This is a genomic window from Bartonella sp. AA168HLJHH (assembly GCF_042197365.1).
GTDB lineage: Bacteria > Pseudomonadota > Alphaproteobacteria > Rhizobiales > Rhizobiaceae > Bartonella.
Genome location: NZ_JBHIRS010000007.1, coordinates 1 through 15,710, shown reverse-complemented (window position 1 = coordinate 15,710; position 15,710 = coordinate 1). Strand labels below are relative to the sequence as shown.

General features: G+C 39.5%; 15 protein-coding genes. 8 read left to right on the top strand and 7 right to left on the bottom strand.

Translation table 11 applies throughout. The annotated features are described in order from the left end of the window. Nucleotides 1-491 precede the first annotated feature (491 nt). Both ACFINM_RS05640 and ykgO read right to left on the bottom strand, forming a co-directional pair. Nucleotides 492-1,277, bottom strand: a complete 786-nt coding sequence (locus tag ACFINM_RS05640; RefSeq protein WP_375640865.1) for a tetratricopeptide repeat protein — start codon at nucleotides 1,275-1,277, stop codon at nucleotides 492-494. Between the two features lie 157 nt (nucleotides 1,278-1,434). Beyond that, nucleotides 1,435-1,560, bottom strand: coding sequence for a type B 50S ribosomal protein L36 (ykgO, locus tag ACFINM_RS05635; protein ID WP_004863016.1), 126 nt, complete (start codon nucleotides 1,558-1,560; stop codon nucleotides 1,435-1,437). 622 nt (nucleotides 1,561-2,182) lie between these two features. On the opposite strand from ykgO, the gene ACFINM_RS05630 reads away from it, so the two are divergent. Continuing rightward, the gene (locus ACFINM_RS05630; RefSeq protein WP_375640864.1) at nucleotides 2,183-2,347 is read left to right on the top strand and encodes a hypothetical protein; all 165 of its coding nucleotides are present in this window, start codon (nucleotides 2,183-2,185) and stop codon (nucleotides 2,345-2,347) included. A gap of 148 nt (nucleotides 2,348-2,495) precedes the next feature. On the opposite strand, the gene ACFINM_RS05625 is transcribed toward ACFINM_RS05630, so the two are convergent. From ACFINM_RS05625 to purE, 3 genes are all read right to left on the bottom strand, one after another. Continuing rightward, nucleotides 2,496-2,669 carry a hypothetical protein gene (locus ACFINM_RS05625; RefSeq protein WP_375611660.1) on the bottom strand — a complete coding sequence of 58 codons (174 nt, stop codon included), beginning with the start codon at nucleotides 2,667-2,669 and terminating at the stop codon, nucleotides 2,496-2,498. A 1,626-nt stretch (nucleotides 2,670-4,295) separates the two neighbouring features. Beyond that, nucleotides 4,296-5,441: a 5-(carboxyamino)imidazole ribonucleotide synthase gene (locus tag ACFINM_RS05620; RefSeq protein WP_375640862.1), complete on the bottom strand. Its 1,146-nt coding sequence runs from the start codon at nucleotides 5,439-5,441 to the stop codon at nucleotides 4,296-4,298. A gap of 1 nt (nucleotide 5,442) precedes the next feature. Then, complete coding sequence (gene purE / locus ACFINM_RS05615) at nucleotides 5,443-5,940, bottom strand: 5-(carboxyamino)imidazole ribonucleotide mutase (RefSeq protein ID WP_375610656.1); 498 nt, start codon at nucleotides 5,938-5,940, stop codon at nucleotides 5,443-5,445. Between the two features lie 822 nt (nucleotides 5,941-6,762). Here purE and ACFINM_RS05610 point away from each other — a divergent pair. From ACFINM_RS05610 to ACFINM_RS05600, 3 genes are all read left to right on the top strand, one after another. Beyond that, nucleotides 6,763-6,915, top strand: a complete 153-nt coding sequence (locus ACFINM_RS05610) for a DUF5993 family protein (protein ID WP_273790835.1) — start codon at nucleotides 6,763-6,765, stop codon at nucleotides 6,913-6,915. A gap of 10 nt (nucleotides 6,916-6,925) precedes the next feature. Further along, nucleotides 6,926-7,507, top strand: a complete 582-nt coding sequence (locus ACFINM_RS05605) for a disulfide bond formation protein B (RefSeq protein WP_375613594.1) — start codon at nucleotides 6,926-6,928, stop codon at nucleotides 7,505-7,507. A 710-nt stretch (nucleotides 7,508-8,217) separates the two neighbouring features. Further along, nucleotides 8,218-8,340, top strand: a complete 123-nt coding sequence (locus ACFINM_RS05600) for a hypothetical protein (protein WP_375630052.1) — start codon at nucleotides 8,218-8,220, stop codon at nucleotides 8,338-8,340. A 1,043-nt stretch (nucleotides 8,341-9,383) separates the two neighbouring features. On the opposite strand, the gene ACFINM_RS05595 is transcribed toward ACFINM_RS05600, so the two are convergent. Further along, nucleotides 9,384-9,749: a helix-turn-helix domain-containing protein gene (locus ACFINM_RS05595; protein WP_375613591.1), complete on the bottom strand. Its 366-nt coding sequence runs from the start codon at nucleotides 9,747-9,749 to the stop codon at nucleotides 9,384-9,386. A gap of 1,961 nt (nucleotides 9,750-11,710) precedes the next feature. Here ACFINM_RS05595 and infA point away from each other — a divergent pair. The 4 genes from infA to ACFINM_RS05575 all read left to right on the top strand — a co-directional run bounded on the left by infA (nucleotide 11,711) and on the right by ACFINM_RS05575 (nucleotide 14,861). Beyond that, nucleotides 11,711-11,929 (top strand): translation initiation factor IF-1, encoded by a 219-nt coding sequence (gene infA / locus ACFINM_RS05590; protein WP_004857577.1) that lies wholly within the window; start codon nucleotides 11,711-11,713, stop codon nucleotides 11,927-11,929. A 229-nt stretch (nucleotides 11,930-12,158) separates the two neighbouring features. Beyond that, the gene (locus ACFINM_RS05585; RefSeq protein WP_375610660.1) at nucleotides 12,159-12,872 is read left to right on the top strand and encodes a Maf family nucleotide pyrophosphatase; all 714 of its coding nucleotides are present in this window, start codon (nucleotides 12,159-12,161) and stop codon (nucleotides 12,870-12,872) included. A gap of 21 nt (nucleotides 12,873-12,893) precedes the next feature. After that, nucleotides 12,894-13,178: a DNA gyrase inhibitor YacG gene (yacG, locus tag ACFINM_RS05580; protein WP_375611670.1), complete on the top strand. Its 285-nt coding sequence runs from the start codon at nucleotides 12,894-12,896 to the stop codon at nucleotides 13,176-13,178. 474 nt (nucleotides 13,179-13,652) lie between these two features. Then, nucleotides 13,653-14,861 carry an MFS transporter gene (locus ACFINM_RS05575; RefSeq protein WP_375640861.1) on the top strand — a complete coding sequence of 403 codons (1,209 nt, stop codon included), beginning with the start codon at nucleotides 13,653-13,655 and terminating at the stop codon, nucleotides 14,859-14,861. A gap of 433 nt (nucleotides 14,862-15,294) precedes the next feature. Here the strand turns inward: ACFINM_RS05575 and ACFINM_RS05570 are convergent, their stop codons facing one another. After that, entirely contained in the window at nucleotides 15,295-15,666 is a 372-nt protein-coding gene (locus tag ACFINM_RS05570) for a helix-turn-helix domain-containing protein (RefSeq protein ID WP_375630103.1), read from the bottom strand. Nucleotides 15,667-15,710 lie beyond the last annotated feature (44 nt).

The following is a 15,710-nucleotide window of genomic DNA, read 5'->3' as shown; positions in this document are numbered from 1 at the left end:
TTTGAAGTTTTTGCTTTGTGAAGCCATATTTCAGGGCTGTTTTATCAACTTTGAGGGGTGGAGGAGAGCCGATACGGTATGTGCTGCTATATGGTTGAAGCTCATAAATAAAAAACAGACGGTGATAGTTTATTAGAGGCGCTAAGCGATGTTTTAAGCTTTTTTCAAAAAGTATTTTTTGAGGATCGTGTTTACAATTTTTTTTTATCCATGATGGAAGGTGTGAAAAGAAGAAACGGCGTGAAGAGGACTTAGGCGTGAAGCCCGTATGCTTGCTATGAGAAGAAATTCTGTAAGGGGCATATTGGCAGTGTTTGGAAGATGCCTTCAATACAAAAAAGGTCCAAATTCAAAAAAAGGCACTGTCAATTGTGTGGGGGGGTGATGGTGTGGTTATAAGCAGGGGCAGTTTATTGAGTGGAATGTGAAGCCGGCTTGCGTCTTATCTAGGTTTGAAAGGATGCCGTAAAGTGTCTTGTTCTTGAATGGTTTTAAAGAGCTTGGGGTGATTGTTCGTCTAACAGAGCTTGCACGCGCTTTTGAATCCTGCGCATTTGTGGATAGTAATCCAATGCTGTTTCATAAGCTTTAAGAGCAAGTTTTGGACGCTCCGTTGCTTCCATGACAACGCCAAGTTCAAAAAAAGCACTATAATTGCGCGGCTCAAGTTCAAGAGCATGGTTGAGATCAAGCAGGGCAAGTTTGAAATCGTTCAGTTGAATGTGAATCCAAGCGCGTCTTATCCAAGCTTCAGCATGAGTAGGTAAAAGTGCAAGAGCATTGTCAATATAATCAAGCGCAAGTCCATAATCATCGCTGTTGAGTGCATTTTCAGCCCATGACATTAAAAGATCAATCGTCTCACTCCCCGATTGGGACCATAAATGTTGAAGTTGTTGACTGATCTTTTTCGCTTTAGCAACATCAGCACAATATTTCAATTCTTTGAGTAAACGTGAAATTTCTGCTTCTTTGCGCTGCTTAACTCTGTCAACATGGGAAAGCTGCTCTTTGTCAAGATCTTCAAGAATAACCGCCGAGGAATCAGAATCGGAGGGCGTTGAGGAAGGGGGAGGAGAATTGGGAATAAGATCATCTAACGGTAAAAGCGATTGTGGAGAAGGCCGATCTTCAGGAAGAGAAGGAGGATTTTGCCCATAGCTCGAGGGAACAAAACAAAAAACGCCAACAAAAAAAAGAAAAAACGCGCGCTGAAAAATACAGAAAAAACGCAGCTGAAAAAATCGAAAGGCTTTAAAAAAAATAGAAAAATCCATAAAAACAAGCCCCCAAAAGATAAATCACCAAATATTATCAAATACTAGACTTGTAATCAACGGACTTATAACCAAAAAAACGCAAGAAAATTTTTTTAAGCCTACAATTAAAGTAGGCATAAAAACATTGATCCTAAAGAAATTAGTCCTAAAAGAATTAGCCCTGACGTGCTCTAAAACGTGGGTTCGTTTTATTAAGAATATAAACACGACCCTTACGACGCACCAAACGATTGTTACGGTGGCGCTCTTTTAGTGCTTTAAGCGAATTTTTAATTTTCATCATATTCACCGTTTAAATAGTTTACGTAACACAATACTATAATACAATATTAAAACACGAAAATACAATATTACAACCCCAATAGACTGCTTACTCTATGAGCATTGCATTGCGATATCGTACTTGCATGATAACATCACACGATACACTTTTTCACTGTGATCACAAAAAGAAAAGCGCACTCTTAAGGTACGCATTAACCACTTCATTAGCACAACGATAAGTGAAAATTGCAAAAAAGTAGGAGAGATTTAACAAGAAGTCTTATTCTTGTCAAGGGTATATCCCTTACAAATTCCTTAGGGTGTGTTAAGGGTTGGCCTTGAAGGTAAAAATTTTCTCGTAAAAAAAGGACACAAAAAAGCACAAAGAGTGGAAAAAAGTAAAAGCCTTGTCAGCTTTAAACAAATAAGCTCTGTTAGGGAGTGTTGCAAGAACAGGAGCGCTGTTGAGCCGTTGGATTGTTGAAGTGGTGTGGTTTTTGTCGTTAAGGGCAAAGGGGGACTTCTTAAAACGTAAGGGGCTTGTTTGTGGGGGTTCGTGAAGCCCTGTCAGGTGCGTGCGCCGGCTGAAATGTTTGAAGTGGGGGGAAGAGGGGACGCCGTTGGATTGTTGAAGTGGTGTGGTTTTTGTCGTTAAGGGCAAAGGGGGACTTCTTAAAACGCAAGATGCTTGTTTGTGGGGGCTCGTGAAGCCCTGTCAGGTGCGTGCGCCGGCTGAAATGCTTGAAGTGGGGGAAGAGGGGGAGCCGTTGGAATTGTTTCTTGTATTGGCTGTACGCACATAATATCATGCCTATAGTTTCAAACGTCCCCTTATGAAAAATCTTATACCCTCAATATGGGTCATCAATAACTGGTAATCACATTAAATACGTCTAGAAATATGAAAATAAGGATTATGGTATTTTAATACCACGTTTTTCACGACTTTTTTTATTTATTAATTTCTTTATTACATTTTTGAATTGCTAAGTTTAGTCCTGTAAGCGCTTTACGGTACAGTTTTCGATATTTAATGGTAGAATAAACAAGCCAAACGGATAATGTTATTATTGCACAACCGACAATGATCCCTAGAATGCGCCCTAATATTATAGCTTCAGTCATTTTCTCTCCTTATTATATTTTGATTAGCAACCGCTTCGTCTAGTTGTTTCATTACTTTTTTCAGTTTCTTCTTTACTATGATCCGTAGCACCAAAGAGATTGGTATCGAACCGTACAGAATTAATCCGCATATCAGCCCGATTAAACTTGCAGCATCCATTTGAGGTTTATCCGCATGGCCTAATATCTGAGAGAAAAATGTATAAACAGACGCTTATAAAGATTATGAATATAAATTCTCCCAGTGAAACAACACCAGCCTTTAATGTTTCCTTAACTTCTTTTTGGATATCGAGGACTAAGTCCCATTGAGAAGATGTATCATTTTGTTCTTTTGGTGATGCATCTGATAGGTTTGGTTTTGTCATGTTGATATTCGTTTGTTTCTTGAAGGTTTTGTCTTTTGATAAAGCGAATAACTCAGTTTCTCAGACTATTTTTATGAAATGAAAAAAGATTTCTGTACTTGTTATAATTATAATACGAATGACTTGCTACGTCTGTAGCGCATCTTCCCTTTATTATTATGAGGCATGTACAATTTTTCGTGCCGCTGTATAAAAGATTCGTTTTGTGAGTACAATTATATTTTATCACTAAACTATAGGCGAAGAGGCATTTAATATTGAAGTGTTTAGCCGGTTGAATTTACTTAAGAAAAGCTTGATTGTTGACAGATCGGCACAGAAATCTTCGTCCTTGAGTGCTGTTAGGCGCTCAAATTTGAATAACGTAATTTTATAGGGGAAAGAACGAAGGCGATAGACATAACGAAGGTGACAAATATTACAGATATTAAAGTGAGTGATATTTAAAACGGTTGTTGTTTTAGAGTGTAAGCTAAATTTACGGTTTTCTTTCGGTGTGTAGTTGTATGTTTATCTGCTATTTTAAGCTTTATTGCGAAATGAAATAAGGAGAGACGCTGCAAGCTCTAGAAAATACAACACAGGTAATATCGCCTTATGAGGGGAGAGAGGATATTCTATGATGGATAAGCTTAGTACTGTAATTATATCTTTGACATGAAACTCAAGGCGTGGTGCGGAGCGGCGCTTGGCACTTTTGTGAAAGAATGAACACAAGAAGGGAGACTAGAGGCAATGAGAACGCATTGTTAGAATGCTCTCTATAGGCCGCAAGAGGTAAGTTTATCCTCTAAAGGTTGCAATTAAAGGCCTAAAGATTGGCATTAAAAGAAAAATGAAGGGGCTGCGTATGTTATAGGGGAATATTTATGCTGTGGGAGGTGGAGGGGTAGTGAAGTTGGGGGCTGGTGGATTATTTTTAGCCGGGGGATATTTTTGAGAAAAGGAAGGGGAGAAGAGCTAGGGGGTGGAGTTGAAGGGTTGGGAGCGCTTGTTGTGCTGCTTGGATATTGGTGTGGAGTGAAGCTTTGTTTTTGAGGGCGGATGAGATGTTCGTGTAGGATGAAGCGGTTTGGAGGGGGAAGAGGTGATGTTTTTAAGAGAGAAGGAGCTTGTAGGAGGGCTTCACGCCCTTTCAGGGGAGAATTAAAAGGTTAGGGGCGCTTTTGAAGCCGATGGATATCGGTGTGGGGGGAGAGGTTGTTTTTTCAGTTCATTTAGGGGAAAAGTGTGAAAAAGTATTTGTATATATGTGGGCTTAAGATTTGTTGGCTGGTCCCAGTAATTGGATGATATGCCCCATTTTGCGGTTGGGGTGAACAGTGCTTTTGCCATATAAATGGATCGAGGTGCGCTCTTGCTTCAGAAAATATTTTAACGTGCTAAAATTGTTACCAAGAAGATTGGTCATTTGGCAATCGCTATGGCGATAGGGACTGCCTAAGGGAAGTCCGCAAATAGCACGGATATGCTGTTCAAATTGTGAAGTTATGCATGCCTTTTGTGTCCAATGACCAGAATTATGGACACGCGGTGCTAATTCATTCACTAAAAGATGACCATTCGTTAAGACAAAAAATTCAATGCAAAGAACACCAACATAATTGAGGGCATCCATAACTGTTAAGCTGATTTCTTGAGCTGCTTTTTGCACCTCAGGTGGAATATGTGATGGAACAAAGGATTTATGAAGAATACCATTTTTGTGTTGATTTTCAGGGCAGTCATAAAAAATATGTTCTCCTTGTTTTGTACGTGCCGAAAGAACCGAAATTTCCGATAAAAAAGGAACTATTTCTTCCAAAATACAAGGCTGTTCCTGAAAAGTCCTTAAGGCTTCGTCAAGGGTTTGTTCATCTGGGTGATCAAGCTTGATCTGGTTTTTTCCGTCATAACCAAAACGACGCGTCTTTAAAAGACCACGTCCGCCTAAGGTATCAAGAGCGGAAAGAAGAGAAGAAAAATTGTCAACAGCGTGCCATAACGCGGTGCCAATCCCTTGATCACGCAAAAATTGCTTCTCAAAAAGTCGATCTTGCGTGATCTTTAATGCTTTGGAAGAAGGATAAACAGGCTTACTCTTTTCTACATATTGAACCGTTTGAAGCGAAAGATTTTCAAATTCATAGCTGACAACATCACACTGAGAAATAAAATGATCTAAAGCTGATATATCGTCATAGGCGGAAACAATATGGTTGTTTGCTGTTTGAGCGGCTGGGCAATCGGCTTCAGGGCAAAAAATAACGGTTCGAAATCCTAATTCTGCGGCCGCTATGGCGAGCATCCGTGCTAATTGTCCCCCCCCGATTAAACCAATGACGCTGCCTGGAGGTAACATGGTGAAGGGAGTGGTGTTGGACGAGGTGGTGTTGGCTGAGGAGGTGTTGAAAAACGGTGCCATTTTAAACCTCCGTTACAGGCGTTTGGGCGACATTGGCTGTTTGTTGTTGACGCCAATCTTCTAATCGTTGGGCGAGATCATGGTCATAAACGGCCATAACGGCTGCGGCTAAAAGTGCTGCATTAATTGCACCTGCTTTGCCAATTGCTAATGTGCCGACGGGTATCCCTGCTGGCATTTGCACGATTGAAAGCAAAGAATCTTGACCAGAAAGAGAGTGAGAATGCACTGGAACGCCAAAAACAGGAAGAGGAGTAAGGGCTGCTAACATACCTGGAAGATGCGCTGCACCCCCCGCACCGGCAATTAAAACTTTAAACCCTGCTTCTTTTGCTTCTTTTGCAAATTGATAAAGGCGTTCAGGAGTTCGGTGTGCTGAGACAATATGCGAACTATGAGAAATACCAAGATTCGTCAAAATATCTGCACTATGGCACATCGTTTGCCAATCCGATTGGCTCCCCATTAAAATCGCCACATCACATGATTTTTTCATCATTCTCTATCCTTTTCAAAGGTTCAATGCGATTCTTTATCATTATTTTTTTTAAAGTTTTATATTCTTTTTGCAAAGCCAATTGATGACAGAGAAACAGTTATTTTTCAAATAAGGCGGAAAGCTAAAAATTTAAAGGGGATCTCGAGAGATGAAAAACTAAAGTATTGAAGGCATGAAGCACTTCTTGTGAGGGGGGAGGGCAATGTCACGGGGTGGCGTGGGACCCATGAGGCTGTTGAGCTTGCGGTATTGTCTTTTATTTAAGATAAGAGGGAAAAGTGTATTGGGGAAAAGCCATTGATTATAAGTTTTTTTTAAAAAAATGTCTTATTTTTTATTTGCTAAAATAAACAAGATCACCATATGATATAAAATCTGTTGCAATTTGAAACATTGCTTATGAGAAAAAGAGATTTTTATGTCAAAAATGTGTTGCAAAATGAGGATATTCTTTTGAGAAAAAAAGAGATGTATATCTCTCGATTTCAAAGCCTATTTATTTTGTTGTTCAAGTGATTCTTTTGTGAGTGGGGGATATAATCTTTATAGGGGATATAATCTTTATAATTGTCGATATATCTTTAACAATGGCAGATATAAGGGGAAGCGAATAATCAACGCTTTTGTGCTTTTAACGCTTTTGTTGAGATGTGCTTCTGAGCGATTATATCGTTTTTTCACTTAAATATAATGGCAATATCAATCGCGAGTGACGAATTGTGAATAATAAATCCATGGTCTCTTTTTTGCCCAATTTTGTAATATGGTGAACGCTGAAATAAATAAGAGTTAAACAACGGATGTAAAGGAGATTTAAAAGCTATGTTTCTTCCATTTTTAATCGCTTTAGGTACTGCAGTAACGACTATGTGTGGCAAAAAAAATATAAGTTATGCTTTGTGGGCAATTTTATTCGTTGTCATTCTTCTCACTTTCAATCATCACGCAACTTCTACTTTAAATTTATCTTTTTGAGAGAATAGCCATGGAACATGTTGAACAAAAAAATCCTCACTTCGTCATCTTTATGAATACGCTAGGACTCTTTGGGTTATCTATTGTCTTGGTGGTGGCTTTTTATTATCAATTGGTAAAGTTTGAGTTACCTTGTCCCCTTTGTTTGCTGCAGCGCGTTGGATTGATGCTGGCAGGTTGTGGGTTCTTACTCAATATTCACCATAAGGTGAAAAATACCCATTATGGTATGGTTATTCTTGGTTGTATGGTAACCAGTGCTGTGGCAGCACGGCAAGTGTTTTTGCATATCACACCCGATGATTTAGGATATGGTTCAACGTTCTTTGGATTGCATTTTTATACTTGGGCTTTCATTATTTCTGTCCTTTGTATCTTTGCTGTCTCATTTGTCATGATTTTAGGCGAATTGGCACACAAGTTCAAAGAATTTTCTCCTTTTCCAGTCTTGAGTAAAGCGGCAAGTTTTTTATTTGTGTTTTTGATTGCGGCAAATTTGATTTCTACCATACTGGAATGTGGTGGTGGACAGTGTGCCGATGATCCTGTAAGGTATGAATTGTTATCAAATTGGTTCCCTTCACAGTCTTGAAATTTTTTAATAATCCCTCATCATAATTTTTATTGTTAAAGAGGCGGAAATATTTAAGAATCCGCTTCTTTTTTATTTATTGGGAAGACATTTTAGCAAGATTGTTCGATAATCTGATCTTTTATACCAACGCTGGCTTTTATGAGCGCTGGCGATTGATATTTTTTTAGCGAAGACTTGTATTGTGAACCTTTTATGCTGTCTTTTGAGAGAGATGAAGGGATTGATTGGCTTGGAGGCGTTTGTAGAGAAGCCCCGGACTTTTGAGCCGCGTAGGTTAAAAAGCCTCGTTTTTTAAAGGTGCATTAACGATAAAAATTTTTTGTTCTTGATTTTTCTTAACATTGTGTTAAATTGATCTTTGTATTCATTTTGGTGCTTCTAAAGCGTTTTTATTGCTTCTAGAGGGATTAATTTAAAATTTTGAAAGTTATGTGAATAATTTTCTGCAGAGGTTTGTTTATTAGAGGCAAACCTTTTTTTTTATCTAAGTTTTAGATGTTTTCTTTCAGTGTGAAGCCTTTTTTAGAAAAAGGTAAGCGTCTTGATGATGACTCTCTTCTTTATTAATATATTGATTTATAATAATAAATAACCATTTTTTAACGTGAAGCGCGTTGCTGAATATAATAAAATTTCTCATCACCAGTTCTCTCATATTAAATCAATTAAAATTACTTGGCTTATACATCATAAGTGGTGGGGCGTGCATGTGGGTCAAAACTGTACAAGAAAGGCATGCCTTTAATGAATTATCTCTTGAACCGAAGGCTGTCTGCAACATTGGGAGCTGGCAGAGTTTTTGTGATGATGCCGGCCTTGTTCTTCCATAAGCGTAAACGTGTTTTTCCATAAGCGTAAAGATAGGGGAGGGCTGAATGGATTTTATATACTTCATGGGGGCTTACCATTTCTTTACGGGCGGCGTTTTGCAAAATGGGTGTGATGAGCGTTGAGAGATCTTTCTTTAAAACAAGCGTGTGAATATGCAACGCAGGTCTATTCCTTTTGGTGCGTTTTGTATTACGAAAAAAATTGATTTATAAGAAGGAGTTATCGTTGTGGATGTTGAACGAGAAAAACGAAAAGCTTCTCTCATTTCAAACTTTCTTATAGTCAATTAATTAAATGTGCTCTTCTACGTTACAAAAAAGCACTGGGTGTAAATAAAAATTCTTTTAAAAGTCGTAAAATGCTTCTTATGCCCCCTTTTGATCGTTAGAATTTTTCGAAAAATTTTATGCTGCTCAATACAATAATAGGGCGGTTTATATCTATGATTTAAGTGAAAATAGGGGGAGTTAGATGAAAAGGGAGGCGAGATTTTAATGACAGTTGTTGAAAACGTTATTGTGTAATGCATTTTTTACAGATTTTCTGCTTTCTGTAAATACGTAAAAGCGTAAAAACGGAAATGTGCAAAAAAGGAAGCTGGGACTTTATGCGTGGTGTATGATTTTATCATGGCATGGAATGTGGAGAGAAGATTGGGGGGGATGAAGAGGTGGGTGTGTTGACGAGAGAGGAAAGAGGGGGTGGGGAAAGTTGTTTTTGAAGTGGGATTGACCGGTGCTTTGCGTGATCTTACTTTAGGGTGGTGAAGGGGCAAGAATATTTTAAAATAGGAGGTATCTGTCGCGTTTGATGCAACATTATCCTTTGTGGTGTCGTGATCTGAAATCAGCAGGGGAATTGGCTAGAGTAAGAAGCTGTATTGTTGACAAACCTATGTTTACAAAGTGATGCGGGGGGAATTTGAAAGTTTCGTTTGGCTGCTTTCTGTAAATGTGGAGAAGCATCAAAACGTTGATCCGTAAAATAAAAACGTATGTCCGTAAAATGATGCGGAGAATTTATGCTTTGTGTGCGCTTTTGCTTAATCAGAAATCAACCATAAGATTGCTTTTTGTTTTTTCGGCTGGAGCTCTCTAAAATTTTTCAAAAGTGAATGTTCTTTTTCGCTGTATGTTTCTTGATCATAGTGTGCGGCATGTGTTGAAAGATTTTCTTTTGTGGCAATATCTGCATAAAAAAAGCTTATGGGAACTTCCAGTTTTTGGGCGATTTTGAGTAAACACCCTGCGCTTACACGATTGAAGCCTTTTTCATATTTTTGGATTTGTTGGAAACTGACACCTAAATAGTTTCCTAATTCTTTTTGGGAAAGTCCCATGGCAATTCTTCTTTGACGAATTCTTTTGCCTATCAGAATGTCGATAAAATTTTGATTTTTGGTTTGCACTTCAAGCCCCCCCTCCGGTTGCGAGCGCCCTCGCATTGGTATTCCGGGAGTCTAAAAGTACTGAATCCGAGTCAGTTTTTTTGCTTTTAGTGCTTAAAGCACCTGGACATAGCAAAAACTCCCGGAATTCCGGGACACCCACAAAGGTGGGCTCAATTGTACGCTCGGATTTAGGGCTTTTAGTTCCCTATTGGTCGTTGCGTATACGACCAAAATTACAGCATTCATTCATAAGGCAATTTCAGGAGATTGGCAAGAAAAATCAAAATAATCTCAAAGACTATAAGATTGGGTAATTTTTAAAAAAGTGCGAAATATGGATTATAAATCGCGTTTTTTCCTATCAAAATGTCGATAAAATATGGACTTTTAGTTTGCACTTTAAGCCCCCTCCGGTTGCGAGCGCCCTCGCATTGGTATTCCGGGAGTCAAAATACTGAGCTCTAGTCAGTTTTTTTGCTTTTAGTGCTTAAAGCACCTGGACATGGCAAAAACTCCCGGAATTCCGGGACACCCACAAGAGTGGGCTCATTTTACGCTAGAGCTTAGGGTTTTTGAATCCCTCTTGATCGCTGCGTAGACGATCAAAATATCTTTTAAGTGATAAAGTAATTTCAGAAGATTGGCAAATGAAAATAGTTTTTATTTATAAACTTTATTTTTTAATGAGAGGCTTTCCGCCTCTCAAACTCTCCGGAACGCTCACCAAAATCATGAGATCAGACCCGCGTTTAATGAGGGGACTAACAATCCTAGGTTCTTAAGGTCAAGGAGACCATTACATGGCGCCTAACGGCGTCCTTGACCCCCAGAACTTAACGGCTTGTTTTGTCCCTCTCACGCGGCTCCGAAATCATGATTAGAAGGGGAGCTTAAAAACGTATATTCGTGAAAAAGGAGTAGAGGATTTGTGCATTGTGTATGCTTTTGGCATGGCATGGAATATGGTGAGATAAATGGGGGAAAGAGTTTTTGTGAATGGAGTGGTAAGCTGGGATGAAGCCTGCGGGAGATTGAATGGAGAAGAGAGTGTGGGGGCGGAATAGGAATGAACAGACTAGAGGGGGTAAGAGGCGGTGGTGCGAAGGGATGCGTGAAGGATGGTGTGAAGGAGATAGCGCTTTGCTTTTATGGTACTTGATGAAGTGGTGTCATTTGAGGGGAATCTGAAGTCCGTGGGTGGGTGATCTGAAGTGCTTGGGGAGATTGGCTAGGTAAGAAGCTGGGGTAATACTATTGTTTATAGAGTGGTGCGGTGTGGAAGTTTCATTTGGCTTTATTCTGTAAATACGTAAAAGCGTGAAAACGGAAATGTGTAAAAAAGGAAAAGGCTTTATGTCGTTAGAGGCGTTGTGGTTAATGATACGCAATGTATAGGGATCGTGTTTTCGAAGGTAGGAAGAACAACATAAATGGAAGGAGTGGCTTAGAGGAAGCGTGTGAAGAGAGAGAGAAAATGGGGAAGGCTGTATGGGAAATGCGTAGAGTATGAAGTGTGGGGCAGTGAAGCATGTTGTGAATGGTGAGTGAAGAATGGAGAAGGTTTTTGAGAAAAGGAAGGGCTTCTGGCGTGGGGGGAGTGGTGTTTATCTGAAGGGCGCATGTTTAAGGTGTGGAAGGTGAGGAAAAGTTGGAGGGAGGATGATTGTTCGTAAGTTGTGGAGGGATTAGTCAGAGGTGTTGGGAAAATGCTTTAGGGGAAAAAATTAGCGTAATTTCTTGTCACACTGAAACCAAAATCATCATAAAAATTGAAGGAAATTAGCGGGTAAAATTGGTGGAAAAAAGTTTTGATTCTTAAGGTGTGGGATGACGTTTTTTGAGAGCATGGAAGAGTAAACTTGAAAAACCTTTCCCTTTTTGTGGAATTTTTATTCACAAACTTAAGAAAATAGGATATGAACGCTGGAAATAACGCGCAGCTTAACAAAATATGTGCACTGTAAAGGAAATGTTTGTTTATGTCAAAAGAAGAAGTTTTAGAATTTTCTGGTATCGTTACTGAACTCTTACCTAACGCGATGTTTCGTGTGAAACTGGAAAATGATCATGAAATTATTGCCCATACCGCTGGTAGAATGCGGAAAAATCGTATACGGGTGTTGGCCGGTGATAAAATCATGGTGGAAATGACACCTTATGATTTGACAAAAGGGCGTATTACATATCGCTATAAGTAGCCTCGTGGGTGGCTTGCACTTTTTTCTAAAAGCTATCATATTATTTCTATTATTTTTTAACAGTTTTTTAGTTTGCTTTTCATGAGTGAAAAAAGGGGAGTGTTTGAAGAGCCTTGAAAAACTGTAAAATCGATGCGGAAAAAGGATAAGGAGATCAATAGCGCTTAAAAGGGAGGCTAAAGGGGGCGCTAAAGGGGGCGAGAGGGAAGTCAATTGTGAAGGGGTGGAAATGAGAAATATAAGAGAGTGGGGGGAAAAACGTTTGGCAGATACTCTTACAGAAGAAATTTATTTGGTGCTTGCCTCCGCTTCGCCAAGGCGTTTAGCGCTCTTGGCACAAATAGGGATTGATCCCCAGCAGGTTTATGCAAGCGATATTGATGAAACGCCAAAATTAAAAGAACATCCTGCAAACCTTGCCAAACGTTTGGCAAAAGAAAAAGCACTGAAAGCCCAAAAAATTTTGCGCTGGTACAGTCAGAATGGTCAAGACGAGTTGCAGAATGGTCAAGAAAAATTACCTGGACAGAAAATGATTATCTTGGCGGCTGATACCGTGGTGGCTGTTGGGCGGACCATTTTCCCCAAACCAGAAAGCGAGGATGAGGCTTATGAATGTTTACGATACCTTTCTGGGCGTTCGCATAAGGTCTATGGTGCCATTTGTGCGCTCAATGAACGTGGAAAAATAACCGTAAAATTGGTTGAAAGTCGTGTTCGCTTTAGACGCTTAACCTCTGCCATGATGAAGGCTTACCTTGCTTCAGGAGAATGGCAAGGGAAAGCGGGGGGCTACGCTATCCAAGGAAAAGCAGGGGCTTTTGTTGTCCATATCACGGGTTCTTATTCTAATGTTGTGGGATTGCCTTTGGCTGAAACAGCCGATCTCTTGACCGCTTATCACTATCCACTTTTCACTCACTGGGCTGAACAAACGCATTAGAAAAACTTTAAGGTAAGATCAATGCAAGGTGAAAAGCAACAAAAAGAGAAAAGCAAAAATGAAAAAAAAGCAACAGAAGAAAAGTTAATGAAGAAGCCAATGACAAAGGTGTGCCAAGAACAAAAAGAGCTAAATTTGCAAAAAGAGACCCGTCCTCCGCATCCTTGTCCTATTTGTGGTCAGATGTCACAAAAATCTTCTTATCCTTTTTGTTCCACACGGTGCCGAGCTATTGATCTTAATCGTTGGCTTTCAGGCTCTTATATTTTACCACCCCCACCACAAGTAAGTGATGAAGAAGAATAAAGAGTTCTCTTGAGAAAGAACGCTAAAGCGTTTTTTTGTGTGGAAACTGAAGGGGAGGCGCGCGGGATTATCGTAAATGTATTTAAGAGCTGGATTAACGGCTTGCTTATTATCGTCATTCGCAAAGACGCAGATTAAGTTCAATCAACGATGGAAGTTTTAATACATATCTAAGACTTATCCCCAAAGGTTTTGTTTACCATGGATAATTATAAATTGCTTTGTTGCATGAAGGTCGATGGTGCTTTGTTGCGTGAAAGCTGTTGGTGCCTTTAGGGCGTGAGGAAAAATTGGTCATCTAATCAGTATTGCTAACAAAAAAGAGGGGTGCGTGTTTTTGTGCAAAGAGACGGGGTAACAAAAAATCGCTTGTTGGTGCTTTGTTGCGTGAAAGCTGTTGGTGCCTTTAGGGCGTGAGGAAAAATTGGTCATCTAATCAGTATTGCTAACGAAAAAGAAGGGGTGCGTGTTTTTGTGCAAAGAGATGAGGCAGTAAAAAATCGCTTGTTGGTGCTTTTGCTGGGTAATGGCGTGGTGTCATTTGGCGGTTGGATTGATTATATCGTGATTTTGACCGTATCTGTGTTCACGTGGAAAGCTGATCAATATGATGTCGCTTTTATTGGAGCGGCAATATTATTACCTGGTATCGTTTTGTCTAAGCCAATTGGAATGGTGGTCAGTCACCGTTCTATGATCCATTGGTTGCGGGCGTCACTGCTGTTACGGGCACTCTGTACTGTCGGTTTATTGATGGCGACGAGTCTGCAAGGATTTATTATACTGGCAGTTATTCGAGCGACATTCAACAGTCTAGCCATGCCTGCAATTTCCGTTCTTAGTGCAAATTCGGTGCCTGAAAACGGACGGACTCGTTACTATTCTGTGCTTAACATGATCAATAGCGCGGCAAAGATGATAGGACCTGCTTTGGGGAGTGCTCTGTCTGTACTTTTATCAGATACCTATACTTTATTGTTTTCTGGATTTTTGACATTGCTAGGCTTTATGGTGTTTTGTTGTCTTGGTGCACAACCTGTCTCGTCGCTCATGATAAAAACAGCGAATACCATAAAATCAAAGCAGAGGCTTTATGGGACAACTTGGTATGCCTATGTGGCGGTGATGTTTGTGTATTTTGCCATGATCTTTATGGTGAATAATCAGTTGCCGGTTATTCTTAGTGCAATGAAAATGAATAAACAGGCTCTTGGGATGCTGGTATCGGCTTCGGCAATCGGTAATTTTCTCTATGGATTTTGGAGTGTGAAACAATCAAAGCATAAACCCCTTACAGGCAAAATATCAGAGTTGTTAATGCCGGCAATGTCAACAATGATTGGTTTTGTCATGATCTCAGTGTGCTTTTTTTACTTTGATTTACTCCGTATTGAGACTTTGTTGCTCTGTTTTTTCCTTATTGGAATGGTTAGCGCTTACTTTTCCATATCTTCTAATGTTTATCTGGTAAGCAATTTCAATGAACAGATTGGATTGGCTTCCGGATGGGTGCAGTCTATACAAAATTTAGCTATGTTGGTGGCGCCGTTTGTTGGAGCGTTTGTTTTAGGTCACACTTCGGCTGGAAAATTGTTCCTTCTTTCTGGATTGAGTGGATTATGCTGTTTATTGGCTATCAGGATATTGCTGAACCGTTCTTTGTTAATTGTTCGATCTCAATGATTGGCTCATCAATAAAACAAATGTTTTAAATCATTTTTCTGAGATTTAGAGGACGTGGAGATAATCCAACATAGAGCAGCTTTTTTGACGTTATAGGTTTAATCTTTGATTTTTACTTAACCGCTCATATTTTTATTTTTTTTCGGGGCTTTGCCTTCTTGACGCTGTTCTACCGTCTCGTAAACGCAATAGGGGGCATGGTTTTGAGTAACAATGTCATTTTTGTTTAACTCCGCTTTGCTACGAATAGCCAAACTTAAAAAACTCAGCTGCCAATCCTTAATCAGCTTGACTTGAAGCAATAATGGAAACAGAAAACGAGGAGCTATAGTGTGAATTATCTTATATGCCGTAAAATATCATTCTTGGAGGTATGGTGATATCAGGTATGGGAAACTTTAGGCAGGGGGTATGTTAATTGTTGCTCTTTTTCCTAATCAGAAATTAACCATAAGATTGCTTTTTGTTTTTTCGGCTGGAGGTCTCTAAAATTTTTTAAAAGGGTGTGTTCTTTTTCGCTATAGGTTTCTTGATTGTGGTGTAAGAGAGGTTCTTTTGTTGAAAGATCTTCTTTTGTGGCAATGTCTGCATAAAAAAAGCTTATAGGAACTTCCAGTTTTTGAGCGATTTCCAGTAAACATTTGGCACTTACACGATTTAAGCCTTTTTCGTATTTTTGGATTTGTTGGAAACTGACACCTAAATGGCTTCCTAATTCTTTTTGGGAAAGGCTCATTGAAATGCGTCTGTGACGGATTCTTTTGCCTATCAGAATGTCGATAAAATGTGGATTTTTAGTTGGCACTTCAAGCCCCCCTCCGGTTGCGAGCGCCCTCGCATTGGTATTCC

Bases quoted from the DNA above. Each gene is read 5' to 3' on its own strand.
- ACFINM_RS05640 (WP_375640865.1), bottom strand. From the start codon at position 1,277: ATGGATTTTTCTATTTTTTTTAAAGCCTTTCGATTTTTTCAGCTGCGT.
- ykgO (WP_004863016.1), bottom strand. From the start codon at position 1,560: ATGAAAATTAAAAATTCGCTTAAAGCACTAAAAGAGCGCCACCGTAAC.
- ACFINM_RS05625 (WP_375611660.1), bottom strand. From the start codon at position 2,669: ATGACTGAAGCTATAATATTAGGGCGCATTCTAGGGATCATTGTCGGT.
- ACFINM_RS05620 (WP_375640862.1), bottom strand. From the start codon at position 5,441: ATGGCACCGTTTTTCAACACCTCCTCAGCCAACACCACCTCGTCCAAC.
- purE (WP_375610656.1), bottom strand. From the start codon at position 5,940: ATGATGAAAAAATCATGTGATGTGGCGATTTTAATGGGGAGCCAATCG.
- ACFINM_RS05610 (WP_273790835.1), top strand. From the start codon at position 6,763: ATGTTTCTTCCATTTTTAATCGCTTTAGGTACTGCAGTAACGACTATG.
- ACFINM_RS05605 (WP_375613594.1), top strand. From the start codon at position 6,926: ATGGAACATGTTGAACAAAAAAATCCTCACTTCGTCATCTTTATGAAT.
- ACFINM_RS05600 (WP_375630052.1), top strand. From the start codon at position 8,218: ATGTGGGTCAAAACTGTACAAGAAAGGCATGCCTTTAATGAATTATCT.
- infA (WP_004857577.1), top strand. From the start codon at position 11,711: ATGTCAAAAGAAGAAGTTTTAGAATTTTCTGGTATCGTTACTGAACTC.
- ACFINM_RS05585 (WP_375610660.1), top strand. From the start codon at position 12,159: ATGAGAAATATAAGAGAGTGGGGGGAAAAACGTTTGGCAGATACTCTT.
- yacG (WP_375611670.1), top strand. From the start codon at position 12,894: ATGCAAGGTGAAAAGCAACAAAAAGAGAAAAGCAAAAATGAAAAAAAA.